We start from the raw sequence: 25,933 nt of genomic DNA on the forward strand, positions 1-25,933 counted from the left end.
GGCCTGGCATCCTGCCCCGCCCGCCGCGCGCCCGGGGCAGTCCTGTCGCGACGTCTTTCACGTCAGGGGGCGACACGGCGCCTTCTGTTCGCCCCCGGTTCCGGCGGTCTTGCCGCTGTGGTCTCCGGGGCGCACCCCGGGAGCCGCGCCTAAAGCGAGGCGCCGACCATCCGCGCCACCTCCGCCAGCCGGTGCGCATAGCCCCATTCGTTGTCGTACCATGCGTAGATCTTCACCTGCGTGCCGTTGATCACCATGGTCGAGGGCGCATCGACGATCGACGAGCGCGGGTCGTTGACATAGTCGGTCGAGACCAGCGGGCGCTCTTCATAGCCAAGGATGCCCTTCAGCGGCCCATCGGCGGCTGCCTTGAACAGCGCATTGACCTCCTCGACGCTGGTCTCCCGCTCGACCTCGAAGACGCAGTCGGTCAGCGAGGCATTCAGCAGCGGCACCCGCACCGCATGGCCGTTCAGGCGGCCCGTCAGCTCGGGATAGATCAGCGTGATCGCCGTGGCCGATCCGGTCGAGGTCGGGATCAGCGAGTTCAGCGCCGAGCGCGCGCGGCGCAGGTCCTTTGCCGGGCGGTCGACGATGGTCTGCGTATTGGTCACGTCGTGGATCGTCGTCATCGAGCCATGGCGGATGCCCAGCCCCTCGTGGATGACCTTCACCACCGGGGCAAGGCAGTTGGTCGTGCAGGAGGCCGCCGTCACGATGCGGTGGCGCGCCGGGTCGTAGCTGTCGTCGTTGACCCCCATGACCACATTCGCCGCATCGCCGTCCTTGACCGGGGCCGAGACCACGACCTTTTTCACCCCACGTTCGAAATAGGGGGCGATCCGGGCCTCTGTCTTGTAGTAGCCGGTGCAGTCGATCACCACGTCGACGCCCTCCAGCGGCAGGGCGTCCAGCGTCCTGCTCTGGTGGACCGGCAGGCGGGTGCCGTCGATGGTGATGCTGTCCGCGTCATGCGAGAACTCCGCATTCCAGCGCCCGTGCACCGTGTCGAACTCCAGCAGATGCGCGTGCATGGCCGCGTCGCCGACCGCATCGTTGATCCAGGCGATGGTCTCGCCTGCCTCCAGCAGCGGTTTCAGGGCCAGCTTGCCCATGCGGCCAAGGCCGTTGAGTGCGTAGACTGTCATGCGGATGCGTCCTCGATCCTTCCAATGTCGTCGATCCGCGCCTGCAACGAGACCCGGTCCAGCGTATCCACCGGCAGCGCGGCAAAGCTCGCGATCCGGTTCTTCAGCGCGCCATAGACCTGCTGGAAGGCCAGCATGCGCTCGGCTTCGGTGCCCTCTGCCTTGACCGGGTCGGGCTGGCCCCAGTGTCCGGTCACCGGCTGGCCCGGCCAGGGCGGGCATTCCTCGTTCGCGGCGCGGTCGCAGACGGTGAAGACGAAGTCGAACTGCGGTGCGCCCTCGCCCTGAAACTCCGAGATATGCTTGGCGCGTAACACCGTTGTGTCATGTCCCTTGTCCGCCAGCAGTTTCAGGGCAAAGGGGTTAAGCGCGCTCTGCGGGCGGGTTCCAGCAGAGAAAACCTCGAACCGGTCGCCCGCGATGTCGCGCAGCAGGGTCTCGGCAAAGATCGAACGGGCGGAGTTGCCGGTGCAGACAAACAGCACGGTCCGCTTGCGAGGGGATGCGGCAGGCATGGCAGGATCCTTTTCCAGGGTGGCAAAACAGATGTCGGCCCGACCGCGGCAGCAATCCGCGGCAAGGTAGGTCATGAGGCCGCCCGCCCCCGCCACATCGGCAGAGTAGAGAAGCGAGGTGCCCTGCCGGTCCTGCCGGATCAGCCCGGCCTGCCGAAGCTGCGCCAGCGTGGTCGACAGGGAAGAGGCCGGCATTTCAAGCGCCTGCGCCAGATCGCCCGCCGGCACCGCGTCGGGATAGCGGCGCATCAGCAGGCGAAAGACCGCAAGGCGGCGGGGATGGGCCAGCGCGGTCAGCTGCGCGACCGCTTGGGATGATGCTACAGATTCCATATTTCCCGAATATTGGAAATATTAACCCGTGCCAAGCGATTCCTGCCGCCGACAGGTCTTCTTTCGCCCCGGCGCGGCTGACCCCTGGAACCGCCAGACCGCGCAGCGCGTTGAAAGGCGCATCCCACCCGAGAGCATCCATGCAAGTCTTCCACTGCCCCGCCTGCGGCGCGACCGTCTTCTTCCACAACACGGCCTGCACCTGCGGCCAGCCGCTGACCTTCGACCCGGACAGCCAGACCATGCAGCAGGATCTGCCCTTCTGCGCCAACCGCGACGATATCGGCTGCAACTGGACGTACCGAGGGCGGCACGCTCTGCCGGTCCTGCGCGATGACCGAAACGGTGCCCGACCTGCGCGAACCCGAGAACATGCCGCTGTGGGAGCGGAGCGAACACGCCAAGCGCTGGGTGCTGGCCAACCTGATGCGCTGGGGCTGGTTCACGCCCGGCGACCCGGGCGCCCGCCCGGCCTTCCGGATGCTCTCCGAGCAGACCGCCAGCGGCACGACCGACGTGATCATGGGCCATGCGGGCGGCACGATCACCCTCAACGTGACAGAGGCCTCGGACATGGTGCTGGCCCAGCGACAGGCGCAGTTCGGCGAGCTTTACCGCACCATGATCGGCCACATCCGGCACGAGATGGCGCATTTCCTCTTTCTCCGGCTGTCCGGCGACCCGGCCTTCCTCGGGGCCTTCCGCAAGAGCTTTGGCGACGAGCGCGCCGATTACGGCGACGCCCTGACAACCCATTACAAGACCCCCGAACCGCCCGGCGAAACCCATATCACGGCCTACGCCACCGCCCACCCGCACGAGGACTGGGCCGAGACCATCGCCCACCTGCTGCACCTGACGGACCTTCTGGACAGCACCACCGCCTCCGGCCTGTCGCTGCCCGATGGCCCGCCCGCCGACTACGATGCCTATGAGGACGCCGATACCCAGCGGCTGCTGACCCTGGCCGTGGACATCAGCATCGCGATGAACCACGTGAACCGCGCGCTGGACCTGCCGGACCTCTACCCCTTCGTGCTGACGCCCGCGGTCCGCGAAAAGCTGGCCTTCGCCCACACGGCCCTGCGGATCGGCAGCTGACCGCGCGAAAGCCCGTCACAGCCGGTCCCCGGGACCACCCGCTGTCGCGCCAGCGCCGTGACGCCGGGATTCGGCGCCCGCCGTGCAACGTGAGGATGTTAGCGGTACAACCCTTTGGGGCGCATCCTTTTGTCACACCCCCGGTTTTCAGGCTTTGCCAAAACGCCTCTTTTTCGGGCGAGTTTGCAAAGTTTGCCAGCGCCGGGCCGCGGCTTTGAAAACAGGCCTCTCCCTCGACATCCGGCAAAAACCTTTACAGATTGGCACGGTGTTCTGAAAATTATTTACACTGAAATCCTTTGTTTACAGAAGAATAGATCGAGGTTTTCACTTGCGCTAATGTCTCTTCATATGATGACGTTGCGGAACGCGCCGCAACTGTCGAAGCGTTAAAGGGGGAGGATCGCCATGAACGAGATGACACCGAATTCCGAAACCGCCAGGACCTACCCGCCCTCTGACCGAGCTGGCCTCGAAGGCGCATGTTGATGCGGCGAAATACGATGCGATGTATGCGGCCTCGGTCGCGGATCCGGCGGCCTTCTGGGGGCGGCAGGCAGAGCGGCTGGACTGGATCAAGGCACCCAGCGAGATCAAGAACACCGACTTCACGCTGGGCCAGGTCAGCATCGAGTGGTTCCGCGACGGCACGCTGAACGTCGCCGCCAACTGCATCGACCGCCACCTGGAAACCCGCGGCCAGCAGACCGCCATCATCTGGGAGCCCGACGATCCGTCCGAGCCCGCCCAGTCGATCAGCTATGCCGACCTGCACCGCCGCACCTGCCGCATGGCCAACGTCCTCGGAAAGCCTCGGCGTCCGCAGGGGCGACCGCGTCATCATCTACCTGCCGATGATCCCCGAGGCCGCCTATGCCATGCTGGCCTGCGCCCGCATCGGCGCCATCCATTCCATCGTCTTCGCCGGCTTCAGCCCCGACGCGCTGGCCGCCCGGGTGAACGGCTGCGACGCCAAGGTGGTGATCACCGCCGACGAGGCGCCCCGCGGCGGCCGCAAGACCCCGCTGAAATCCAATGCCGACAAGGCCCTGCTGCACTGCAAGGACAGCGTGAAATGCCTGGTCGTCAAGCGCACCGGCGGCCAGACCACCTGGACCGAAGGGCGCGACTTCGATTACAACGAGATGGCGCTCGAGGCCGACGACTACTGCCGCCCGGTGGAAATGAAGGCCGAGGACCCGCTGTTCATTCTCTACACCTCCGGTTCGACGGGTCAGCCCAAGGGGGTTGTGCACACAACGGGTGGATATTTGGTTTACGCCGCCCTGACGCATGAGGTGACCTTCGATTACCACGAGGGCGATGTCTACTGGTGCTCGGCGGACGTGGGCTGGGTCACGGGCCATTCCTACATTGTTTACGGGCCCCCGGCGAACGGCGCGACGACGCTGATGTTCGAGGGTGTGCCGACCTGGCCCGACGCCTCGCGCTTCTGGCAGGTCTGCGAAAAGCACCGCGTGACGCAGTTCTACACGGCACCGACGGCGATTCGCGCGCTGATGGGACAGGGTAACGATTTCGTAACGAAATGCGATCTAAGCTCGCTGCGGCTTCTGGGGACGGTGGGCGAACCGATCAACCCCGAGGCCTGGAACTGGTACAACGACGTTGTCGGCGGCGGGCGCTGCCCCATCGTCGACACCTGGTGGCAGACCGAAACCGGCGGCCACATGATGACGCCCCTGCCCGGCGCCCATGCGACCAAGCCGGGCGCGGCGATGAAGCCCTTCTTCGGCGTTCAGCCGGTCGTTCTCGACCCGCAGAGCGGCGAGGAAATCCATGACAGCCCGACAGAGGGCGTCCCGGCCATCAAGGACAGCTGGCCCGGGCAGATGCGCACCGTCTGGGGCGATCACGACCGCTTCGAGAAGACCTATTTCTCGGACTACAAGGGGTATTACTTCTCGGGTGACGGCTGCCGCCGCGACGTCGACGGCGACTACTGGATCACCGGCCGCGTCGACGACGTGATCAACGTCTCGGGGCACCGCATGGGCACGGCAGAGGTCGAATCGGCGCTGGTGGCCCATGAGAAGGTGGCCGAGGCCGCGGTCGTGGGCTACCCGCACGAGATCAAGGGCCAGGGCATCTACTGCTACGTGACCCTGATGTCGGGCATCGAGCCGGACGAGGAGCTGCGCAAGGAGCTGCGCACATGGGTCCGCACCGAGATCGGCCCCATCGCCAGCCCCGACCTGATCCAGTGGGCCCCGGGCCTGCCCAAGACCCGCTCCGGCAAGATCATGCGCCGCATCCTGCGCAAGATCGCCGAGAACGACTATGGCAGCCTCGGCGACACCTCCACACTCGCCGACCCCTCTGTCGTCGAGGACCTCATCGAAAACCGCATGAACAAGGGCTGACGATGATGGACGGAGCACAGACACCCGCCCCCGCCGCCGTGCTGATCCTGCTCGGGCCTCCGGGCGCCGGCAAGGGCACGCAGGCCCGCATGCTGGAGGAGAAATTCGGCCTCGTTCAGCTGTCGACCGGCGACCTCCTGCGCGAGGCCGTCGCCCAGGGCACCGAGGCGGGCAGGCAGGCCCAGGCGGTGATGCAGGCCGGTGACCTCGTCAGCGACGAAATCGTCATCGCGATCCTGCGTGACAGGCTGGCGCAGCCCGATACGGCGAAGGGCGTGATCCTCGACGGCTTTCCGCGCACCACCGTTCAGGCCGAGGCGCTGAACCGGCTGCTGGAAGAGACCGGGCAAAAGGTCAATGCCGCCGTCAGCCTGGACGTCGACGACGCCGCAATGGTGGAACGGGTCTCGGGCCGCTACACCTGCGCGCGCTGCGGCGAGGGCTGGCACGACAGCTTCAAGCAGCCGAAGGTTGCTGGCACCTGCGACAATTGCGGCAGCACCGAGTTCAAGCGCCGCGCCGACGACAACGCCGAGACCGTCGCCAGCCGCCTTCAGGCCTACCACGCCCAGACCGCCCCGCTGATCGGCTTTTACGCCGACCGCGGCGCGCTCATCCGCATCGACGCCATGGGCGAGATCGACACCATCGCCGACAAGCTGTCGGCGATCGTGAGGACAGCCACCGCATAAGCGGAGGAGGACCCGGCCCCGGCAACGGGGCCACCGCCCCCGCAAGGGGGCATCAGGAGGAAAGAGGAGGACCCGCGACATGGCGGATCGAACATCACAAGTCTCGCACAGGGCGGAGGGCGACAAGGCCTACTGGTCCGCCAATGTGCGCATCATCATCATCAGCCTCGTGATCTGGGCGCTGGTGTCTTTCGGCTTCGGCATCCTGCTGCGCCCCGCCCTGTCGGGCATCAGCGTCGGCGGCACCGACCTTGGCTTCTGGTTCGCGCAGCAAGGCTCGATCATCGTCTTCCTGGCGCTGATCTTCTTCTACGCCTGGCGGATGAACAAGCTCGATAAAGAATTCGGCGTGGGTGAGGAGTAACCCGTCATGGATCAGTTCACCATCAACCTGCTGTTCGTGGGCGCGTCTTTCGCGCTCTACATCGGCATCGCGATCTGGGCCCGCGCGGGCTCGACCTCGGAATTCTATGCCGCGGGCCGGGGCGTTCACCCGGTCACCAACGGCATGGCCACGGCGGCCGACTGGATGTCGGCGGCCTCGTTCATCTCGATGGCGGGTCTGATTGCCTTCACCGGCTATGACAACTCGACCTACCTGATGGGCTGGACCGGCGGCTACGTGCTGCTGGCGCTGCTGCTGGCGCCCTATCTGCGCAAGTTCGGCAAGTACACGGTGTCCGAGTTCATCGGCGACCGCTTCTACAGCCCGACCGCGCGCCTGGTGGCCGTGATCTGCCTGATCATCGCCTCGGTGACCTACGTCATCGGCCAGATGACCGGCGTGGGCGTGGCCTTCTACCGCTTCCTCGAGGTGGACAGCAGCACCGGCCTGCTGATCGGCGCCGTGATCGTCTTTGCCTATGCGGTGTTCGGCGGCATGAAGGGCGTGACCTACACGCAGGTGGCGCAATACGTCGTGCTGATCCTGGCCTACACGATCCCCGCCGTCTTCATCTCGCTGCAACTGACCGGCAACCCGATCCCGGGCCTGGGCCTGTTCGGCGACCACCGGGCAAGCGGAGAGCCGCTGCTGGCCAAGCTGGACCAGATCGTCCGCGAGCTGGGCTTCAACGAGTACACGGCCCACAACGGCGACACCTTCAACATGGTGCTCTTCACCCTGTCGCTGATGATCGGCACCGCCGGTCTGCCGCATGTCATCATGCGCTTCTTCACCGTGCCCCGCGTGGCTGACGCCCGCTGGTCCGCGGGCTGGGCGCTGGTCTTCATCGCGCTGCTGTACCTCACGGCCCCCGCCGTCGGTGCCATGGCCCGCCTGAACATCACCGAGCAGTTCTGGCCCAACGGCACCAATGCAGAGCCCGTCGCGCTGGAAACCATCCAGAGCGATCCGGCTTATGACTGGATGGCAACCTGGCAGCAGACCGGTCTTCTGGGCTGGGAAGACAAGAACGGCGACGGACGCATCGCCTATTTCAACCAGGGCGACGCCGAGACGGTTGCCGCCATGGAAGCCGCCGGTTGGGGTTCGGAGAACGAGCTGACCAACTTCAACAACGACATCCTGGTTCTGGCCAACCCGGAAATCGCCAACCTGCCGGCCTGGGTGATCGGCCTTGTCGCCGCCGGTGGTCTGGCCGCCGCGTTGTCGACCGCCGCCGGTCTGCTTCTGGCGATCTCCTCGGCGGTTTCTCACGACCTGCTGAAGGGTCAGCTGACCCCGAACATGTCGGAAAAGAACGAGCTTCTGTCCGCTCGGATCGCGATGGCCGTGGCCATCGGTGTCGCCACCTGGCTGGGTCTGAATCCCCCGGGCTTCGCGGCGCAGACCGTGGCGCTGGCCTTCGGCCTTGCCGCAGCCTCGATCTTCCCGGCGCTGATGTTGGGCATCTTTACCAAGGTGAACAACAAGGGCGCCGTGGCGGGCATGCTGGCCGGTCTGATTGTGACGCTGGTCTACATCTTCCTGCACAAGGGCTGGTTCTTCATCCCCGACACCAACAGCTTCACCGACGCCGATCCGCTCCTCGGGCACGATCAAGTCGACCAGCTTCGGTGCCGTCGGCGCGATGATCAACTTCGCGGTGGCCTTCACCGTGTCGAAGATGACCGCCCCGGTCCCGCAGGAAATCGAAGAGCTTGTCGAAAGCGTCCGCATCCCCCGCGGTGCCGGCGCCGCGGTCGACGGGCACTGAAAGTGACGCGCGGGGCGTGGAATGCGCGCCCTGCCCTTTGCCAAGCCGTCCCGTTCCGCGTAAGCGGGACGGGACATTTCATTGCAACCGGAAGGCCTTCATGATCACCGGACATGTCTTCGTCGCCTGCTCTCTGGACGGGTTCATCGCGCGCAGCGACCACGGGCTGGACTGGCTGTCGCATCCCGGCACCGAGGACGAGGAACACGGTTACGAGGATTTCCTCGCCGGGATCGACGGGATCGTCATGGGCAGCGCATCCTACCGGAAGGTGCGCAGCTTCCCCGAATGGCCCTACGACAAGCCGGTGGTGGTTCTCAGCGAAAGCCTGCACCCCGAAGACATCCCCGAGGACCTGCACGACCGCCTGCGCCTGAGCCGCGCGCGCCCGGTCCGCCTGATGGAAACGCTGGAGGCCGAGGGCTGGCGAAACGTCTACGTCGACGGCGGCGCGGTCATCCAGTCCTTCCTGCGCGCCGGCCTGATCTCGGAGATGACGATCACCCATGTTCCGGTGCTGATCGGCTCGGGCCGCCGCCTGTTCGGCGCGCTCGAAGAGGACATCCCCTTCGACCTGATGGAAACGCGCAGCTTCCGCTCCGGACTTGTCTCGACCCGCTATCGACTGCGCCCGAAAGCCTGACCCATGCCGCTGGACCGCACCGCCCTCGACCGCTTCTTCGCCGCCCTGCACCCCTATGACGCGCTGGAGCCCGGGACGCGCGCGGCCCTGATCGCCGCGTTCCGCGAACAGGCGGTGCCTGCGCATCAGCCGGTCTATACGCTGGGCGACCCGCTGGACGGGCTGTACCTGATCCACAGCGGGCGGGTCGAGGTGCGCGACGGGAATGGCGCGCAGCTGTCGCTTCTGGGTCCGCGCAACTCCTTCGGCGAACGCGGGCTGATGCGCGACGGCATCGCCGTGACCAGCGCGCGCACGACAGAAGACACGGTGCTGCTGGTGCTGCCCCGGCCCGCCTTCCTGACGCTGGTGGAACGCGAACCGGCGGCTGCGCGCTTCTTCGACCGGCAAAGACCGGCGCGCGCGCAACGCTCTGACCTTCTGACCAGCCGGGTCGAGACGCTGATGGCCCGCGATCCCCTGACCTGCGCGCCCAATGCCACGGTGCAGGCGGCGGCGCAGGCCATGTCGGCGCGCCACGTCTCGTCGATCTGCGTGACCGATGGCGACAGGCTGAAGGGCATCGCCACGATCCGCGACATATCCGGCAAGGTGGTGGGGGGCGGCCTGCCCTACGACACGCCCGTCACGCAGGTGATGAGCGCCGCGCCGATCACCCTGCCGCCCTCGGCCATCGGGTCGGACGTGCTGCACATGATGATGGAACGCCGCATCGGCCACGTGCCGATCTGCGAGGGCACGCGGCTGGTGGGCATGGTCACCCAGACCGACCTGACGCGCTTTCAGGCCACCACCTCCGCCGAGCTGGTCTCCGAGATCGCGCAGGCCCCCGATGCCGCCGCCATGGCCCGGGTGACGGCCCGCATTCCCCGGCTGCTGGTGCAGCTGGTGGCGGGTGGCGCCCGGCACGAGGTTGTGACGCGGCTGATCACCGACATTTCCGACACCTGCACCCGGCGCCTGTTGACGCTGGGCGAAGAGGCGCTTGGCCCGGCGCCGGTGCCCTATCTCTGGCTGGCCTGCGGCAGTCAGGGGCGACAGGAGCAGACCGGCGTCAGCGATCAGGACAACTGCCTGATCCTCGACGATGCGGTGACCGACGACCAGCGGGGCTGGTTCGCGCAACTGGCCGATTTCGTCTGCACCGGCCTCGACACCTGCGGTTACGTCTTCTGCCCCGGCGAGATGATGGCGACCAACCCGCGCTGGTGCCAGCCGCTGGAGACATGGCGCGGCTACTTCCGCAGCTGGATCGCCCGCCCCTCGCCCGAGGCGCAGATGCTGGCCTCGGTGATGTTCGACCTGCGTCCGATCGGCGGCACGCTAACGCTGTTCGACGCACTGCGCGAAGAGACCCTCGCCGCCGCCGCGAAGAACTCGATCTTCGTCGCGCATATGGTCTCGAACGGGCTGAAGCATCAGCCGCCGCTGGGCCTGTGGCGCGGCTTCGCCACGATCCGCTCGGGCGAGCACCGCAACAGCATCGACCTGAAGCTGAACGGCGTTGTGCCGGTGCTGGACCTCGCCCGCATCTATGCGTTGCAGGGGCAGCTGACACCCGTCAACACCCGCGCCCGGCTGGAGGCGGCAACCGCCGCCGGGGTGCTGTCGGCCACCGGCGGGCGCGACCTGCTGGATGCCTACGACCTGATCGCCGAAACCCGGCTGGAGCATCAGGCCCGCCGGATCAAATCCGGCGCGCGGCCCGACAACTACCTGATGCCCGCCGATCTGTCGGACTTTGAGCGAAGTCATTTGCGCGACGCCTTCGTCGTGATCAAGTCGCTGCAATCGGCACTGGGCCACGGCAAGGGCATGCTGGGGTGAGCCCCGATCCGCATAGCGGCGAAGGCTCCGGGGGCGCCTTCGAGGGGCGAACGGGCAGAGCCCCGACAGGCCCCGATTCGCATAGCGGCGGAGGGAGGCGCGTCGGGGAGATCCCGGCCCGCATAGCGGCAGGCGCTCGGGGCGCGCGTCTGCGCGGGGAACGAAAGAGCCATGGCGCCGTGTGACGGCGGCGTGAGAGCGCGGGACAGTTGAGGACGGGGCGCATACCCAGCACGGGACAACCCCAGGGGAGGAATGGATGTTTTTCGAGTTGATCGCCGTCTTCGTGGCGGGCTTCGCCGGGGCCGGTGCGGCAATGATCCTGCGCAAGATGACCGGGGGCCGCCTGCCGCGCTGGCTGGTGCCGGTGGGGGCCGGTGCGGCCATGCTCGCGGCCACGATCTCCAGCGAGTACACGTGGTACGCGCGCACCGCCGCCGCCCTGCCCGAGGACATGCAGGTCGCCCAGACCGTCGAGAGCCGCGCCGCCTGGCGGCCCTGGACCTACGTCTTTCCGCTGACCGACCGCTTTGTCGCCGTCGATGTGGGCGGCCTGCGCGCCAACCGGCAGACGACGGATCTCTACCTTGCCGAGATGGCCTTCTTCGCCCGGTGGCGCCCGGTCACGCAGGTGCAGATCATGGTGGACTGCGCCGGAAACCGCCGCGCCGACCCGACCATGGGCGACGGCTCGGACCCGGTCTGGCGCGATGTCGGCCCCGAAGACCCGGTGGTGCAGACCGTCTGCGCGGAGACCTGAGATGCTGGCCAGCCTGTCGCTTCGCCTGCGGGTCTTCCTGTTCTTCTGCCTGATCGCGCTTGGCGGCACGCTGATCCTTGGCGCTTCGCTCTGGGCTGGCCTGAGCCGGGCGCTGACCACCACGCCGCAGAACGGCTTTGTCCTTGCGGGCATCCTGTCGATCTTCGGACTGACCGCCCTGACCGCCGGGGTCTGGCTGCTGTTCGATGAAAACGTGGCGAAACCCATCGAACGGCTCTCGGCGGGGATGCGGGCCCGCGCCCACGCCGGCGTCGCCGTCGAGGTGGACGCCCGGGCCGCGCGCTACCTCGGCGACCTCGGGCCCGCCGCCTCTGCGGTGACCGAGGCACTGGCGCAGAACGCCATGAGCACCGCGCAGAGGGTCGCGGCAGAGACCGAGCGGCTGGCACAGGAACGCGAACGCCTGACCGCCCTGCTGACAGAGATCCCGGTGGCGATGATGCTGATCAACAGCGCCGGGCAGATCGTGCTCTACGACGGACAGGCCGCAGAGGTGCTGTCCACCCTCGGCATGCCCCGGCTGAACGCCCCGCTGACGGATTACTTCGACGCAGGCTCACTGGACCGCGCGCGCGGGCGGGTGAACCGCTCGGGCAAGGAGGCGCGCTGCGTGCTGACCTCGCGCGATGGCGCGCAAAGCTTCGACGCCCGGATGAAGCCGATGGACGCGGGCGGCTACCTGCTGATCGTCGACGCGGCCCATACCGACATCCCGCCAGAGGCGGCCCGCCCGCTGGTCTACGACTTTGCCCTGCTGACCGCGCGCTCCGGAGAGATCGGCGACGAGACCCCCCTGTGCGACCTGACCTATACGGTCTTCGACACCGAAACGACGGGCCTGCTGCCGCATAAGGACGAGATCGTGCAGCTGGGCGCCCTGCGGGTTCTAGGCGAGCCGGATCGTGCCGGGCGAGACGATCGACCAGCTTGTCGACCCCGGTCGCCCGATCCCGCCGTCCGCCACGCGGGTGCATCACGTGACCGACGCCATGGTCGCGGGCAAGCCCGACATCTCCGAGGCCGGGCGGCGCTTTCACAGCTTCGCGCAGGGTTCGGTGATCGTGGCCCATAACGCGCCCTTCGACATGGCCTTCCTGCGCCGCCACCGGGCGCGGATGGGGGTCGAGTGGCACAATCCGGTGCTGGATACGGTTCTGCTGTCGGCGGTGCTGTTCGGCGCGTCGGAGACGCATACGCTGGACGCCCTGTGCCAGCGGCTTGGCGTCACCATCCCCGAGCGGCTGCGGCATACGGCGATGGGCGATGCGCAGGCCACCGCAGAGGTGCTGATCCACATGCTGCCGATGCTTCAGGCGCGCGGGCTGACGACGCTGGGCGCGGTGCTTGCAGAGACCCGCCGCCATGGCCGCCTGCTCGAAGACCTGAACTGAGGCGGGGCCGAATTCTTCCAAAGAATTCGAACCGGTTTCTTTGCAAGAAACCGGCGCCCTACTCCAGAAACCCGCGCTCCGCGATCAGCGCCAGCAGCCGTTTCAGCGTGTCGTCCAGCGACGCGCCCGAGGTGTCCAGCTGCGCATGGGCCCGCTCGTAAAGCGCCTCGCGCGCCTGCAGGATCGACCGCAGATCGTTCATCGCCTCGGGGTTGCCCGCCATCGGGCGCTCGTCCCCCTGCGCGCGAACCCGCTCCATATGCTCGGTCGCGCTGGCCTTCAGCCAGATCGTGTGGAAATGCGACAGCAGCCGGTGATAGGTCGCGGGCTCGGCCACGATGCCGCCGCCCACCGCCAGCACCAGCCGGTCGTGCGTCGCGACGACCCGGCTCAGCGCATCGGCCTCCAGCTTGCGATAGCCCTCCTGCCCATACAGCGCCATGATCTCCTCGACCGGCATGCCGCCCGCCAGCTCGATCTCGCGGTTGAGTTCGACGAAGGGCACGTCCAGCGCCTCTCCGGCAAGCTGTCCCAGCGTCGACTTGCCCGCCCCGCGCAGCCCGATCAGGCAGAGCCGTTGCGCCCGCTGGCCCTGCGGCTCCGTCGCCGTCAGCAGGCTCATGACCTGCGCCTGCACCGAACGCTCCGCGTCCCGGAACAGCTCGGTCATGCGCAGCACCTCCGAGGCCCGGGGATCGTCCTCGCCCACCAGCCACTCGATCCTGAGATCAAGCGCGATGGCCACCCGCATCAGCAGGCCGATCGAGATATTGCCCTCTCCGGATTCCAGCTGCGCGAGGTAGCGCGGCGACACGCCCGAAATCTCGGCCAGCACGCGCCGGGGGATGTTGCGCCGCGCGCGCGCCTGCCGCACCCGCTCGCCCACCCGCGCAAGCAGTTCACCCACCGCAACATCGATCAGCGCCGCGCCGTCGACCTTCGTGGTCCTGCCGTCGAAAGAGGTGATCTCTGCCATCTGCGCCCGCGCTTATGAACTATAGTGCATTTTGGCACGGGGCGGACCCGGGTGCAATCGCCCCGGGCCTCAGGCCCGCACCACCGCCGGGTCATCGGAATACAGCCGGTCGAGCAGGCCCGCGCGCCGGGCCAGCACCTTGCGGAAATTGAGGTTGCCCTTGGCGGTGATCTCTCCGTCGCCCAGCGAGGGCGGCTCTGCCAGCACCAGCACCCGCGCGATATGGCTGGCCGATCCATGTGCCCCGCGCGCCGCCAGCCGCTGTGCCAGCGCCGCGCGCAGGTCGGGGCCGTCGATCAGCCCCTCGGCTTCCTGCCCCAGCCCCGCCGCCTCGGTCGAGGGAAAGACCAGCACGCCGATCTCGCCCCGGTCGGCGCCGCAGATCACCAGATCCTGCGCCAGCGGCGCCAGATCCCTCAGCAGCTCCAGCCGCAGGGTCGCCGCCCGCACCCATGTGCCGGTCAGCAGCTTGAAGTCCTCGGATATCCGCCCGTCGAAGCGCATGCCCTTGTTCAGGTCGTCCGGATCGACCAGGCGCACCGCATCGCCGGTGACAAAGAACCCCTCTTCATCAAAGGCTTCCGCCGTCTTCTTCGCGTCATGCAGGTAGCCCGGCATGATGTTCGGCCCCCTGACGCGGATCTCGCAGCGCATTGCGGCATCGGGCAGCAGCTTGACCTCCACCCCGGTCAGCGGCACCCCGATGATGCCCGACCGGTCCGTGGGCTCGTGCTGCAAGACGCAGGCGGGCCCGGTCTCCGTCAGCCCCCAGGACGAGGTCATCAGCGGCACGTCGCCCCGCACCGCGCGGGCCATGTCCTCGAGATCGGTCCAGACGTCCTGCGGCAGCGAGGCCCCGGCGTAGAAGATCATGTCGAGGTCGCGGAACCAGGTCTCGCGCAGGCCCGCATCCGCCTTCATCGCGTCGCGCAGCTGGGCAAAGCCCACGGGCACGTTGAAGGCCAGCGTGGCGCTCTTCAGGCGGTTGTTCTCGATGGTCTGGCCGACCAGCGCGGGCGTCGGCTTGCCGCCGTCGACATACAGCGCGCCGCCATTGGCGAGCATCATGTTGAAGTTGTGCGAGCCGCCGAAGACATGGTTCCACGGCAGCCAGTCGACGATGCAGGGCGGGCGCGCGCGCAGGAAGGGCAGCGCATCGGCCAGCTGGGTCTGGTTCGCGCACATCATGCGCTGGGTGGTCACCACCGCCTTGGGGTGCGAGGTCGACCCGCTGGTCATCAGGTATTTCGCCACGGTGTCGGGCGTGACCCGCGCCGCCGCTTCGTCGACGCCCGCCTCTTCGCCCATCAGCGAGGACAACGCCGTCATCCCCGCCCCGGCGTTGCGCGCGACGACCTTCTCCATCCCCTCCAGAACCGGCAGGGCCAGGGCCTCGGCATAGCGCGCCCCGTCGTCGGCAAAGACCATCGCGGGTTTCACCAGTTCGGCGCAATGCACCAATTGCGCGCGCGCCGCCGGGATCAGCGCATATTGCTCGGCCAGAGGCACGGTGGGCACACCCACGTATTGCGCCGCCAGCGTCAGCAAGCCGTGATCCACCCCATTGCCCGAGATCACCGAGGATCGGCGTATCCGCCCCCATGCCGCGGGCCAGCAACGCGCCCGCAAGCCGCCGCACCACCTGCCGCGCCTCGGCATAGGTGACCGCGCGCCAGCCCGCGCCCGACCGTTCGGCGATGAAGACCGCCCCGGGCGTCTCGGCGGCCCAGCGGTCCAGCCAGTCGCCGGTGCGCGCCGTCACCGGGCCAAGGTCATAGCCCGAGCGCAGCAGGATCGCCCCGTCCGCCCGGTCTTCGCGCCGGACCGCATGCGCCAGATAGCTGCCCATCGCGCGGCCCTCAGCGCTGCGGCAGGCGCACGGCACCGTCCAGCCGGATCGTGGTGCCGTTCAGATAGGGGTTGGCGACGATCTGGCTGACCATCTGCGCATATTCCGCCGGATCGCCCAGACGATGCGGAAAGGGGATATTGGCCACGATGCCCGCCGTCGTCTCTTCCGGCAGCCCCTCCATCATCGGCGTGTTGAACAGGCCCGGCGCGATGGCCATGACCCGGACGCCCTGCTTCGCCATCTCGCGCGCGGCAGGCAGGCACATGGCGGCAATCGCCCCCTTCGAGGCGGCATAGGCCGACTGCCCCACCTGCCCGTCCTGAAAGGCGACAGAGGCGGTGTTGACCACCACGCCGCGCTCACCGCTCTCCAGCGGCTCCAGCGCCATCATCGCCCGCGCTGCATAGGACATGACGAAATAGGTGCCCATCAGGTTCACCCGGATGGTCTTTTCGAACAGATCGGTGGACAGCGCCCCGTTGCGCCCGACGATCCGCGCCGCCAGCCCGATGCCCGCGCAGCTCACCGCCACGCGCGGCGCCCCCAGAACCGCGACCACCTCGTCCACCGCCGCCGCGACGGATCCCTCGTCGCCCACGTCCACCGCCACCGCATGGCCGCCGATCTCCGAGGCCATGGCCGCCCCGCGCGCCGCGTCGAAATCCAGGATGCCGACCCGCGCCCCCTCCGCCGCCAGCCGCCGCGCCGTCGCAGCCCCCGGGCCGCTCGCACCGCCGGTGACCAGCGCCACCTGCCCAGATATGTCCATCCTATCCTCCTTTCCCCGAACCCGGGGCTTCTTCTTGGTCCAAATACCCTTGGGGGTGAGGCGCCCCGGCGCCGAGGGGGCAAAGCCCCCCGCTACCCCGGCAACAGGAACAGGGTGATCGACGGGAAGGCCACCAGGATGACCACCCGCACCAGGTCCGAGGCCACATAGTAGAGCACCGCCCGGTAGGTCTGGACCATCGGCGTCTCGGGCGACATCGCGTTGATCACGAAGAGGTTCATCCCAACCGGCGGCGTGATCAGCCCGACCTCGACCACGATCAGCACGAGGATGCCGAACCAGATCGCCACATGCTCGGGCGAGAGGCCGAAATCCAGCGCCGAGATCACCGGGAAGAAGATCGGGATGGTCAGCAGGATCATCGACAGGCTGTCCATGAAACAGCCCAGCACCAGGTAGATCACCAGGATCACCGCCAGCACCGACAAGGGCGACATGCCCAGTTCCACCACCCAGGACGACAGTTCCTGCGGCACCCGGGTCCGGGCGAGGAAGGCATTGTAGAAGGCCGCGCCCAGCACGATGAAGAAGATCATCGCCGAGGACCGCGCCGTGTCGGTGAAACTGTCCAGCAGCGTCCGCCAGGTCAGCCCGCCCGAGGTCAGCGCGATGATCCCCGTGCCCAGCGCGCCTACCGCCGCGCCTTCGGTCGGCGTGAAGATGCCGCCGTAGATGCCGCCGACGACGGCGATGAAGACCAGCAGAACCGGCCAGACATCCAGAAGCGCGCGGAACCGCTCTGCCATCGGGACCGGGGCGCGCACACCGGCGCTGCCGGGGTTCATGCGCACGTAGATCGAGATGGCGATCATGTAGCCGATGGCCGCCAGAACGCCCGGGATGAAGGCCGCGAGGAACAGCTTGGCGATGTTCTGTTCGGTCAGGATGGCATAGATCACCAGCACCACCGAGGGCGGGATCAGGATGCCCAGCGTGCCGCCCGCCGCCAGCGTGGCGGTGGAAAAGCCGCCGTCGTAGCCGTAGCGCTTCAGCTCTGGCAGGGACACGCGGCTCATGGTCGCCGCCGTGGCCAGCGACGAACCGCAGATGGCGCCGAAGCCCGCGCAGGCGCCGATGGCCGCCATGGCCACGCCCCCCGCCGGTGCCCGAGAAAGTTCTCGGCGGCCTTGAACAGCGACTGCGACATGCCGCCCAGCGTGGCGAAATAGCCCATCAGCAGGAACATCGGCACGATGGACAGCGAGTAGTTGGAGAATTGCGAATAGGCGAGGTCCTTCAGCTGCGCCAGCGGCAGCCGCGTGTTGCCCATGACCATCCACATGCCGGCGAAGCCGGTCGAGAACATCGCCAGACCGATGGGCACCCGCAGGAAGATCAGCAGCAGCAGCGCCGGAAAGGACCAGATGCCGATTTCGAGGTTGCTCAATGGTCCGCTCCTACGGCATTCGGCAGGATCACCCGGCCCGTCAGCAATTCATAAAGGCGCACGAAAGCCACGTAGACCCCGACCAGTGCCGTCGCCACCGCGCCGACCAGGCAGGCCGCATAGGCCCACCAGACCGGGAACTGCAGCAGCAGGGTGGTCTGGCCGGAGGAGATCTTGCGCGCCATGCCCGCGTTCAGCTGCACCGCGATCAGCACAAGAACGGCGGCGAAAAGCCCCGCGATCAGCACCTCCAGCACCCGGTTCGCGCCGCGCGGCAGGAAATTGGTGAAGACATCGACAGAGGCATGGCCCCCGGTCACGGTGCAGTAGGGCAGGAAGGCGAAGATGCAGAAGGCCATGCCCGCCTCGACCAGTTCGAAGTCTCCCGGGATCGCCCCCAGCCCCGCCTCGATGGCCCATGCGGCGAAGCCCGGGGCAAGCGATGTCACAAGCCCCGAATGCATCAGCGAGTTCAGCGCCCGCCCGACGATCGAGATGCAGGTCATCAGGATCAGCACCAGAAGGACGGCGCCGCCCAGAAGCGCCATCAGGCGCGCAAGCCACAGGACGATGCGGTGCAGACCGGCCATCGCGACATTCCCCTCGACGTCTTCGGTAGAAACGAAAGCCCCCGGGGCGACCATTGCGCCGCCCCGAAGCGCGGCATCACTTGCCGTAGGTGTCCATGCTCGGGTCGTACTCGGACATCAGCGCGCGCGCCTGATCGATCAGCGCCTGACCGTCGATCCCCTTGCCGTCCATATCGGCCACCCAGCTCTCGTAGATCGGGTGCACAAGCGCGTCCCATTCCGCCGCGTCCTCTTCGGAGACGGTGATGATATTGTTGCCCCGGTCCACCGCGATCTGCCGCGCCGGGCCATCCGCATCGGCCTGTGTGCCGCCCGCGAAGATCGAGAACGCCAGCCCCGAGTTGTCGTCGATCACCTGTTGCAGGTCCTCGGGCAGAGACTCGTAGACATCCTTGTTCATCGCCAGAACGAAGGTCAGGTTGTACAGCGCCGGGCCGTCGAACTCGGTGTGGTTCCCGACCAGCTCGGCCACTTTCAGCGCGCTTGTCACCTCCCGGGGATGGTGGTGCCGTCGATCACACCCTTCGACAGCGCCTCGGAGACCGCCGGAACCGGCATGCCGATCGGTTCCGCGCCGACGCGGGTCAGCAGGTCGTTCACGAGGCGAGAGCCGCCGCGGATCTTCATGCCTTCAAGGTCCGAGGGTACCGTGACCGGCTTGTTGGTGTGGAACATGCCGGGGCCGTGCACCCATGTGCCGACGATATGCAGATCGGCGAATTCGCCGTCCTTCATGTGCTCCTCGAACATCTTCCAATAGGCGTAAGAGGCCGCGCGGGCGTCTTCCACCATGAAGGGCAGCTCGAAGACCTCGGTCGAGGGGAAGCGGCCCGGCGTGTAGCCGACCACGGTCCAGACGATATCGGCGATGCCGTCCATAGCCTGATCCATCAGCTCGGGCGGGGTGCCGCCCAGCTGCATCGAGGGGTAGCGCTCGATCTCGATCCGGCCCTCGCTGGCCTCTTCGACATTGTCGGCCCAGACATCCAGCACCTGCTTGGGCACATTGGCCTGCGCGGGCAGGAACTGGTGCAGCGTCAGCGTCACCTCCTGCGCCATGGCCGAGGTACAGGTCATCAGCGCGGTCGCCAGCGCGGCCGCCGCCCCGATAAAGGTTCTGCGTGTGGTCATTGTTGTCCTCCCTGACTGACCACGCCCGTTTGCGGGCGCTTGTTCTTATTCGCTTGCCCAGGTGTCCATGGCTGGATCGTAGTCCTCCATCAGGGCGCGGGCCTCGTCGATCATGGCCTGACCGTCGATGCCCTTGGCCTTCACGTCCTCGATCCAGGCGTCATAGACCGGGCGGGCGATCTCTTCCCACTTGGCGGCATCATCCTCGGAGACGGTGACGATATTGTTGCCCATGTCCACGGCCACCTGCCGCGCCGGGCCGTCCGCATCCGCCTGCGTGCCGCCCGCGAAGATCGAGAAGGCAAGCCCTGAATTGGCGTCGATCACCTGTTGCAGGTCCTCGGGCATCGAGTCGTAGACGTCCCGGTTCATCGCCAGCACGAAGGTCAGGTTGTAGATCGCGGGACCGTCGAACTCGGTGTGGTTCGAGACCAGTTCCTGCACCTTCAGCGAGGTCGTGACCTCCCATGGGATCGTCGTGCCGTCGATCACCCCCTTGGACAGCGACTCCGGGATTGCCGTCACCGGCAGGCCGATGGGTTCGGCGCCCACACGCTCCAGCAGCTGGTTCACCATGCGCGAGCCGCCCCGGATCTTCAGGCCCTGCAGATCCTCGGGCGCCGAGACCGGCGTCTTGGTGTGCAGCATGCCCGGCCCGTGCACCCATGTGCCAAGGATCTTCACGTCGGCAAAGTCGGTCTCGGCCATGTGTTCCTCGAACATCCTCCAGTAGGCGTAAGAGGCCGCGCGGGCATCCGACACCATGAAGGGCAGCTCGAAGACCTCGGTGCGCGGGTAGCGCCCCGGCGTGAAGCCGTTCACCGCCCAGACGATATCGGCGACACCGTCCTGCACCTGATCCAGAAGCTCGGGCGGGGTGCCGCCCAGCTGCATGCCGGGGTAGCGCTCGATGGCGATGCGGCCTTCGCTGCCAGCCTCGACCTTGTCGGCCCAGACGTCCAGCACCAGTTTCGGCACATTGGCCTGCGCGGGCAGGAACTGGTGCAGCGTCAGCGTCACCTCCTGCGCCCATGCGGGGGCGGCGCCCGTGACGGACAGCCCGGCCGCAGCCACGCAGCCCAGCAGCGTTCTTCTCGTGGTCATCTTCTCCTCCCTCAGACGACCGCCGGCAGCGCCGACCTTGATGCAGAATCTTGCACGAACGGCATTATAATGCAACTCCCGCCGTGACCTGCACGATCCGGAACGCGGGCCCCGGTCGGGCCCCGGACCCGGTGAAAATATGGGAACAGGTTCAGCGCGGCTTGTCCAGTATCTTCCACAAGGAAACAAATTTGCGCCCGCGAAGGACGGCGCACCCCGCCCGGTGACGGGCAAAGGACGACCGCCGGGCCGCCCAATCTGCCTTGCCGGGCGCCACAGGCAGCGGGCACAACCCAGGCCCTTCCCACGATCCGAATCGCGGCGGCGGCGCATCGCCCCTGCCCCCGGCACGGATCGCCCTTGCGGCCCGCGGCAAAACCCTGCAGCTTCGCCCAACAAAGGACCGATGCCCCTACCGTGATCACGCTGCTGCATACCGCCGACCTGCATCTCGACTCGCCGCTGAAGTCCCCGGCGCTGCGCGACGAGGCGCTTCAGCGCGCCGTGGCCACCGCCACGCGGACGGCGCTGGCGCGGATGGTCGAACTTGCCATCGAGGAGGGTGTCACCGCCCTGCTGATCGCGGGCGACCTCTTCGATGGCGAGGCCCGCAGCGCCAAGACCGCCGCCTTTGTCACCGCGCAATGCGACCGGCTGGCGGCGGCGGGCATCCGGGTCTTCCTGATCAAGGGCAACCACGACGCCGAGAACCCGATCACCGGCGACCTCGTGCTGCCGGAAAACGTCCATGTCTTCGACGGGCGCGGCGGCAAGGTGCAGCTGGCCGAGGATCTGTGGATCCATGGCGTCAGCTTCAGTGGCCGCCACGCGCCTGACAGTCTCTTGCCGAAGTTCCCCGCCCCGGTGCCGGGCGCGGTCAACATAGCCCTTCTGCACACCTCGCTCAGCGGCGCGGCGGGCCATGACCCCTACGCGCCCTGCACGGTGCCGCAGTTGCAGGCGGCGGGCTTCGACTACTGGGCGCTGGGTCACGTCCACAAGCGCACGGTGCATTCCGAAAGCCCCCGGATCGTCATGCCCGGCATGCCGCAGGGCCGCGACATGGGAGAGACCGGCGCCAAATCCGTGACGCTTCTGCAGATCGACGCAGGCCGCATCACAACCGCCGAACGCCCGCTGTCGGTGGTGGATTTCGAACGGATCGCGGTGGATGTCACCGGGCTGGAGGACGCGACCGACCTGCGCGCCGCCCTGCGCGCGCGCCTTGCGACGGTGGCCGACGGGCTGCGCGCCGATCAGGCCATCCTGCGGGTGACGCTGACCGGGGAAACGCCGCTGCGCTGGCCCCTGCTGCGCGACCGCGAGACATGGGCCGAGGCGCTGACCGACATGGCGGCAGAGACCGGACGACTGTGGATCGACCGGCTTGAACTCGACCTGACCGAACCGGCCTCCACTGGCAGCGCCACCGCCGCAGGCGAACTGGCGGCGCTGATGCAGGAGATCCTTGCCGAAGAGGGCTTTCTTGCCGCCGCGCGGGCCGAGGTGGACGAGGTGCTGGCGCAGCTGCCGCCCTCGGAACGGCGCGCCCTGCTGCCAAGCGAAGAGGCCGCCCCCGCGCTGGCCGAACGGCTGGTCCGCGAGGGCGCGGAGATCGTCATCGCGCGGCTGAAGACCGGGGGCGCGTGATGCGGCTGGAACGGCTGGCGCTCGACCGCTTCGGGCATTTCACCGACAAGCAGTTCGACTTTGGCCCGCAGCCCGACGGGACGCCGGATTTCCACATCGTCCACGGCCCCAACGAGGCGGGCAAGACCACCACCATGGAGGCCTGGCTGCGCCTTCTCTATGGCTATGCCCGCGGCGAACCCTACGGCTTTCGCCACCAGCGCGAGAACCTGTCGGTCACCGCATGGCTGAATATCGACGGCCAGACCCGCTGCTTTCGCCGCCTGCCGCGCAAGAACCAGCTGCTTGACGAAAACGGCGCGGTCCTGCCCGAGGCGGCGCTGTCGGGTGCGCTTGGCGGCACCACGGCAGAGACCTATCGCAGCCTCTTCTGCCTTGACGACGCGACCATCGAAAGCGGCGGCGAAGAGATCGTCCGCGCCCGGGGCGACATCGACCGCCTGCTGTTCACCGCCGCCGCGGGCACAGAGACCCTGTCCGAGGTTCTGGACGGGCTGCGCGGCGGGGCCGACACGCTCTACCGCAAGGGCGCGCCCACCACCCGGGTCCATGTGCTGAAAAAGGCGCTGCGCGAGACAGAGGCGCAGATCCGCGCGCAGGATGTTTCTGTCTCGGCGCTGCGCAAGCTGCGCACGGATCGCGATGCCGCGCAGGCGCGCGAAGAGGCGGTCTCTGCCGAACGCCGCGCGCTCATGCAGCGGGCCGCCCGGACAGAGGCAGAGATCGCCGCCCTGCCGATGCAGGCAGAGCTTCGCGGGCTGGAAACGGCGCTGGCGCCGCTGGCCGATCACCCCGCCGATCCCGGGATCACCACCGACGGCGTGCTGGCGCTGATGCAAGAGGCGGCGCGTGCCGAGAACGACATCCAGCGCCTCGACCGTGAAACGGCGCGGCTGACCGGGGAACGGGCGGCGCTGCCGCTGGCGCCCGGGGTGCTGGCGCTGGCGGACCCGCTGACGGCGCTGGACCCGCTGTACCATCGCGCGACGGGCGGCGCGGCGGACCTTGGCAAGCGCCGCCAGACCGCGGCGGACCTGCTGGCCGAGATGGGCGCCCTTGCCCGCAGCCTGACCGACGCGCCAGAGGTGGACCCGCTGGCCTTCGTGCCCTCCGAAGCCGCCCTAGCCCAGCTGGAAGAGCGCCGCGAGGCCCTGCGCGCCGCGCGGGCGCTGGTGCAGTCCGAGACGCAAGAGGTCGCGGAGCTGCGCGAGGCCCTGGCGCAGGCCGAGGCGCAGGCCGGCCCCGACGAGGCGCCCGATGCCATCGCGCAGGTCTTTGCCGATGTGCCGGTCGACCGTCTGGCCATGGCCGAAGAGATGGCCCGCAACAGCCTGCAACAGGCGCAAGAGTCCGCGCGGGCCGCGCTGGACGCGCTGGCCCTGCCCGGCCAGAGCTTCGACACCGCGCCCGACCTGCCGATCTCTCCCGAAGAGGCAGAGGCGCAGCACCGCGCCTGGCAGGAGGCCGGGCGCCAGCTGACCCATCTGACCGAAGAGACCGCCCGCCACGCCACCCGCCGCAGCGCGCTGGAGCGCGAGATTGCCGGGCTGTCGCGGCTGGCCGACGACCCCGCCACCCGCACCGCCCGGCAGGAACGTGACACCCTGTGGCAGGCGCATCGCGACGCGCTGACCCCCGAGACCGCCCACGCCTTCGAAGCGGCGATGCTGCGGCTGGATGCGCTGATGGAGGCGCGGCTGGACAAGGCCGATGCGCTGGCCGCGCTGCGGCAGGCCGAAAGCGCGCTGGCCGAGGCGCGCGAGGCAGAAACCGCAACCGCGACCGCCCGCGCAGAGGCAGAGACGCGGGTGGCAGAGCTTTCCGCTGCCTATGACGCCACGCAGACCGGGGCCGGGCTGGCGCGCCCGCTGCCGCTGGCTGCTCTGGCCGACTGGCTGCGCCGGGCCGAGGCGGCGCGCTCCGCCTGCCGCGCGCTGGACCGCGAGGCCGCCCGGCAGGACCCGGTGCTTTCCGCCGCCCGCGCCGCCGCCGACCGGCTGCGCCCGCTTCTTGGCAGCGAGAGCACGGATTTCAGCCATCTCGCCCGGCTGGCGCAAGAGCGGCTGGAGGCATGGCAGGCCCGGGCCGAGGCCGCCCGCCGCCGCGCCGAACGCCGCGAGGATCTGGCCCGCCGCCTTGAAGCCCGCGAACGGCGCCTTGCCCGGGCCGAGGCCACGCAGGCAGAGGCCGAAGCCGCGTGGCAGGCCTGCCTTGCCGCCACCCTGCCCGAAGGCACGCGGGCCGAGGCCCTGCTGGCGACGCTGAAACCACTGCAGCGGCTGCGCGAACTCTCGGGCACGCGGGACCCGGTGCTGCGCCAGATCGCCGGGATCGAAGAGGACCGCCGCCGCTTTCACGCGGCGATGCAGGCCCTGCCCGAGCTGCCCGGACCGGCGGAGACAGAGCCCGAGGCCCGCTTTCGCGCAGCCCTCAAGGCGCTGGATGAAGCGCGCAGCGCAGAGGACCGAAAAGCGGCCGTGGACTGCCGCCTTGACGAGATCGCCGGGGAACGGGCCAGCGCCGAGCAGAACGCGCAGACCATCGCCCGACAGGTCGAGAGGCTGTTGCAGGCCTTTCCCGGCCCGCCGCAGGGTGGCCCCGACGCCCTGCGCCGCGCGGTGCAAGAGGCCGAGCGCGCGGGCGACCTGCGCCAGCGCATCGACACGCTGGCGCGCCGCATCGTGCAAACCCTGTCATGCGACAGCCTCGACGAGGCGCGGGAGCGACTGGCCAGCCGCGATCTGCCGACGCTAGAGGCCGAACGGGCCGAGACCGCCGCTGACCTCGACCGGGTCGAGGAGGCAGTGCGCGAAGCCATCGCCGCCCGGACAGAGGCCGAGGCCGCGCTGAAGGCGGTGACCGGCGGCGCAGAAGTGGCAGAGCTGGAGGCCCGGGCCACCGTCGAGGCCATGCAGGTCACCGATGCCGCGCTGGATCACCTGCGCCTGTCGCTGGGCCACCGGCTGGCCGAAGAGGCGCTGCGGCGCTACCGCGACAGCCACCGCAGCGGCATGATGCAGGCCACCGAAACCGCCTTTGCCGCGCTGACCAACGGCGCCTACCGGCAGTTGCGGACCGAGATGGAGGGCACGACAGAGGTGCTGCGCGCGCTCGACGCCGGCGGAACGCCGAAACAGGTGGGCGACATGTCCAAGGGCACGCGCTTTCAGCTGTACCTTGCGCTGCGCGCCGCCGCCTACGAAGAGATGGCGCAGCAGGGGCTGTGCCTGCCGTTCTTCTGCGACGACATCTTCGAGACCTTCGACGAGGACCGCACCCGCGCCGCCTGCCGGGTGATGGCGCGGATCGGCATGACCGGACAGGCGATCTACCTGACCCATCACCGCCACGTCGTCGAGATCGCCCGCGAAGTCTGCGGCGACGCGCTGCGGGTGCACGACCTGCGCGAGACCGGGGCGCCAAGCCTCTGACCCGGTGCCCCCAAGCGCCCCGGCCCCTGTTCGCGGCAAGGCACCCGG

The 25,933-nt window shown here is 68.3% G+C and carries 15 protein-coding genes and 6 pseudogenes; 12 read left to right on the forward strand and 9 right to left on the reverse strand.

Annotation, left to right across the window (positions count from 1 at the left end; all coding sequences use genetic code 11):
- Positions 1–149: 149 nt before the first annotated feature.
- The gene (locus tag ABFB10_RS02700) at positions 150–1,148 is read right to left on the reverse strand and encodes an ArsJ-associated glyceraldehyde-3-phosphate dehydrogenase (protein WP_347165274.1); all 999 of its coding nucleotides are present in this window, start codon (positions 1,146–1,148) and stop codon (positions 150–152) included.
- Positions 1,145–1,996 (reverse strand): metalloregulator ArsR/SmtB family transcription factor, encoded by an 852-nt coding sequence (locus ABFB10_RS02705; protein WP_347165275.1) that lies wholly within the window; start codon positions 1,994–1,996, stop codon positions 1,145–1,147. The genes ABFB10_RS02700 and ABFB10_RS02705 overlap by 4 nt, the downstream gene beginning before the upstream one ends.
- A 140-nt stretch (positions 1,997–2,136) precedes the next feature.
- Between ABFB10_RS02705 and ABFB10_RS02710 the strand changes: the two are divergent.
- The 10 genes and pseudogenes from ABFB10_RS02710 to ABFB10_RS02755 form a co-directional block, all read left to right on the forward strand.
- Positions 2,137–2,196 (forward strand): annotated as a pseudogene (locus ABFB10_RS02710) (hypothetical protein); the annotation flags it as partial.
- A 133-nt stretch (positions 2,197–2,329) separates the two neighbouring features.
- Complete coding sequence (locus ABFB10_RS02715; RefSeq protein ID WP_347165276.1) at positions 2,330–3,097, forward strand: putative zinc-binding metallopeptidase; 768 nt, start codon at positions 2,330–2,332, stop codon at positions 3,095–3,097.
- Positions 3,098–3,514: 417 nt separating this feature from the next.
- Positions 3,515–5,481, forward strand: a pseudogene (gene acs, locus ABFB10_RS02720) (acetate--CoA ligase).
- Positions 5,482–5,486: 5 nt separating this feature from the next.
- Positions 5,487–6,173: an adenylate kinase gene (locus tag ABFB10_RS02725; RefSeq protein WP_347167915.1), complete on the forward strand. Its 687-nt coding sequence runs from the start codon at positions 5,487–5,489 to the stop codon at positions 6,171–6,173.
- A gap of 79 nt (positions 6,174–6,252) precedes the next feature.
- The gene (locus tag ABFB10_RS02730) at positions 6,253–6,537 is read left to right on the forward strand and encodes a DUF4212 domain-containing protein (RefSeq protein ID WP_206566336.1); all 285 of its coding nucleotides are present in this window, start codon (positions 6,253–6,255) and stop codon (positions 6,535–6,537) included.
- 6 nt (positions 6,538–6,543) lie between these two features.
- Positions 6,544–8,332, forward strand: a pseudogene (locus ABFB10_RS02735) (sodium:solute symporter family protein).
- 100 nt (positions 8,333–8,432) lie between these two features.
- Positions 8,433–8,975 carry a dihydrofolate reductase family protein gene (locus tag ABFB10_RS02740; protein WP_347165277.1) on the forward strand — a complete coding sequence of 181 codons (543 nt, stop codon included), beginning with the start codon at positions 8,433–8,435 and terminating at the stop codon, positions 8,973–8,975.
- A 3-nt stretch (positions 8,976–8,978) separates the two neighbouring features.
- A complete protein-coding gene (locus ABFB10_RS02745) occupies positions 8,979–10,802 on the forward strand; it encodes a DUF294 nucleotidyltransferase-like domain-containing protein (RefSeq protein ID WP_347165278.1) in 1,824 nt (607 codons plus the stop codon).
- A gap of 259 nt (positions 10,803–11,061) precedes the next feature.
- Entirely contained in the window at positions 11,062–11,562 is a 501-nt protein-coding gene (locus ABFB10_RS02750; RefSeq protein ID WP_347165280.1) for a hypothetical protein, read from the forward strand.
- A gap of 1 nt (position 11,563) precedes the next feature.
- Positions 11,564–12,974: pseudogene (locus ABFB10_RS02755) on the forward strand (3'-5' exonuclease).
- A 58-nt stretch (positions 12,975–13,032) separates the two neighbouring features.
- Here the strand turns inward: ABFB10_RS02755 and ABFB10_RS02760 are convergent.
- From ABFB10_RS02760 to ABFB10_RS02790, 7 genes and pseudogenes are all read right to left on the reverse strand, one after another.
- Complete coding sequence (locus tag ABFB10_RS02760; protein ID WP_347165282.1) at positions 13,033–13,950, reverse strand: helix-turn-helix transcriptional regulator; 918 nt, start codon at positions 13,948–13,950, stop codon at positions 13,033–13,035.
- A 69-nt stretch (positions 13,951–14,019) separates the two neighbouring features.
- Positions 14,020–15,528, reverse strand: coding sequence for an AMP-binding protein (locus ABFB10_RS02765; RefSeq protein WP_347165283.1), 1,509 nt, complete (start codon positions 15,526–15,528; stop codon positions 14,020–14,022).
- A 281-nt stretch (positions 15,529–15,809) separates the two neighbouring features.
- Positions 15,810–16,571 (reverse strand): SDR family NAD(P)-dependent oxidoreductase, encoded by a 762-nt coding sequence (locus ABFB10_RS02770; protein ID WP_347165284.1) that lies wholly within the window; start codon positions 16,569–16,571, stop codon positions 15,810–15,812.
- Positions 16,572–16,663: 92 nt separating this feature from the next.
- A pseudogene (locus ABFB10_RS02775) lies at positions 16,664–17,979 on the reverse strand (TRAP transporter large permease).
- Complete coding sequence (locus ABFB10_RS02780) at positions 17,976–18,569, reverse strand: TRAP transporter small permease (protein WP_347165285.1); 594 nt, start codon at positions 18,567–18,569, stop codon at positions 17,976–17,978. The pseudogene ABFB10_RS02775 and the gene ABFB10_RS02780 overlap by 4 nt, the downstream one beginning before the upstream one ends.
- A 76-nt stretch (positions 18,570–18,645) precedes the next feature.
- Positions 18,646–19,700, reverse strand: a pseudogene (locus tag ABFB10_RS02785) (TRAP transporter substrate-binding protein).
- A gap of 45 nt (positions 19,701–19,745) precedes the next feature.
- A complete protein-coding gene (locus ABFB10_RS02790; protein ID WP_347165286.1) occupies positions 19,746–20,804 on the reverse strand; it encodes a TRAP transporter substrate-binding protein in 1,059 nt (352 codons plus the stop codon).
- A 417-nt stretch (positions 20,805–21,221) separates the two neighbouring features.
- Between ABFB10_RS02790 and ABFB10_RS02795 the strand changes: the two genes are divergently transcribed.
- Positions 21,222–22,454 carry a metallophosphoesterase family protein gene (locus ABFB10_RS02795; RefSeq protein ID WP_347165287.1) on the forward strand — a complete coding sequence of 411 codons (1,233 nt, stop codon included), beginning with the start codon at positions 21,222–21,224 and terminating at the stop codon, positions 22,452–22,454.
- Positions 22,454–25,885 (forward strand): ATP-binding protein, encoded by a 3,432-nt coding sequence (locus ABFB10_RS02800; RefSeq protein WP_347167916.1) that lies wholly within the window; start codon positions 22,454–22,456, stop codon positions 25,883–25,885. The genes ABFB10_RS02795 and ABFB10_RS02800 overlap by 1 nt, the downstream gene beginning before the upstream one ends.
- The last annotated feature ends 48 nt before the right edge of the window (positions 25,886–25,933 follow it).

The organism is Ponticoccus litoralis (assembly GCF_039769985.1).
GTDB classification, from domain to species: domain Bacteria; phylum Pseudomonadota; class Alphaproteobacteria; order Rhodobacterales; family Rhodobacteraceae; genus Ponticoccus; species Ponticoccus litoralis.

Excerpts from the sequence above, each read along its gene's own strand:
- ABFB10_RS02715 (WP_347165276.1), top strand. The coding sequence starts at position 2,330 with ATGACCGAAACGGTGCCCGACCTGCGCGAACCCGAGAACATGCCGCTG.
- ABFB10_RS02730 (WP_206566336.1), top strand. The coding sequence starts at position 6,253 with ATGGCGGATCGAACATCACAAGTCTCGCACAGGGCGGAGGGCGACAAG.
- ABFB10_RS02760 (WP_347165282.1), bottom strand. The coding sequence starts at position 13,950 with ATGGCAGAGATCACCTCTTTCGACGGCAGGACCACGAAGGTCGACGGC.
- ABFB10_RS02705 (WP_347165275.1), bottom strand. The coding sequence starts at position 1,996 with ATGGAATCTGTAGCATCATCCCAAGCGGTCGCGCAGCTGACCGCGCTG.
- ABFB10_RS02700 (WP_347165274.1), bottom strand. The coding sequence starts at position 1,148 with ATGACAGTCTACGCACTCAACGGCCTTGGCCGCATGGGCAAGCTGGCC.
- ABFB10_RS02745 (WP_347165278.1), top strand. The coding sequence starts at position 8,979 with ATGCCGCTGGACCGCACCGCCCTCGACCGCTTCTTCGCCGCCCTGCAC.
- ABFB10_RS02740 (WP_347165277.1), top strand. The coding sequence starts at position 8,433 with ATGATCACCGGACATGTCTTCGTCGCCTGCTCTCTGGACGGGTTCATC.
- ABFB10_RS02780 (WP_347165285.1), bottom strand. The coding sequence starts at position 18,569 with ATGGCCGGTCTGCACCGCATCGTCCTGTGGCTTGCGCGCCTGATGGCG.
- ABFB10_RS02800 (WP_347167916.1), top strand. The coding sequence starts at position 22,454 with ATGCGGCTGGAACGGCTGGCGCTCGACCGCTTCGGGCATTTCACCGAC.
- ABFB10_RS02790 (WP_347165286.1), bottom strand. The coding sequence starts at position 20,804 with ATGACCACGAGAAGAACGCTGCTGGGCTGCGTGGCTGCGGCCGGGCTG.
- ABFB10_RS02725 (WP_347167915.1), top strand. The coding sequence starts at position 5,487 with ATGGACGGAGCACAGACACCCGCCCCCGCCGCCGTGCTGATCCTGCTC.
- ABFB10_RS02770 (WP_347165284.1), bottom strand. The coding sequence starts at position 16,571 with ATGGACATATCTGGGCAGGTGGCGCTGGTCACCGGCGGTGCGAGCGGC.
- ABFB10_RS02750 (WP_347165280.1), top strand. The coding sequence starts at position 11,062 with ATGTTTTTCGAGTTGATCGCCGTCTTCGTGGCGGGCTTCGCCGGGGCC.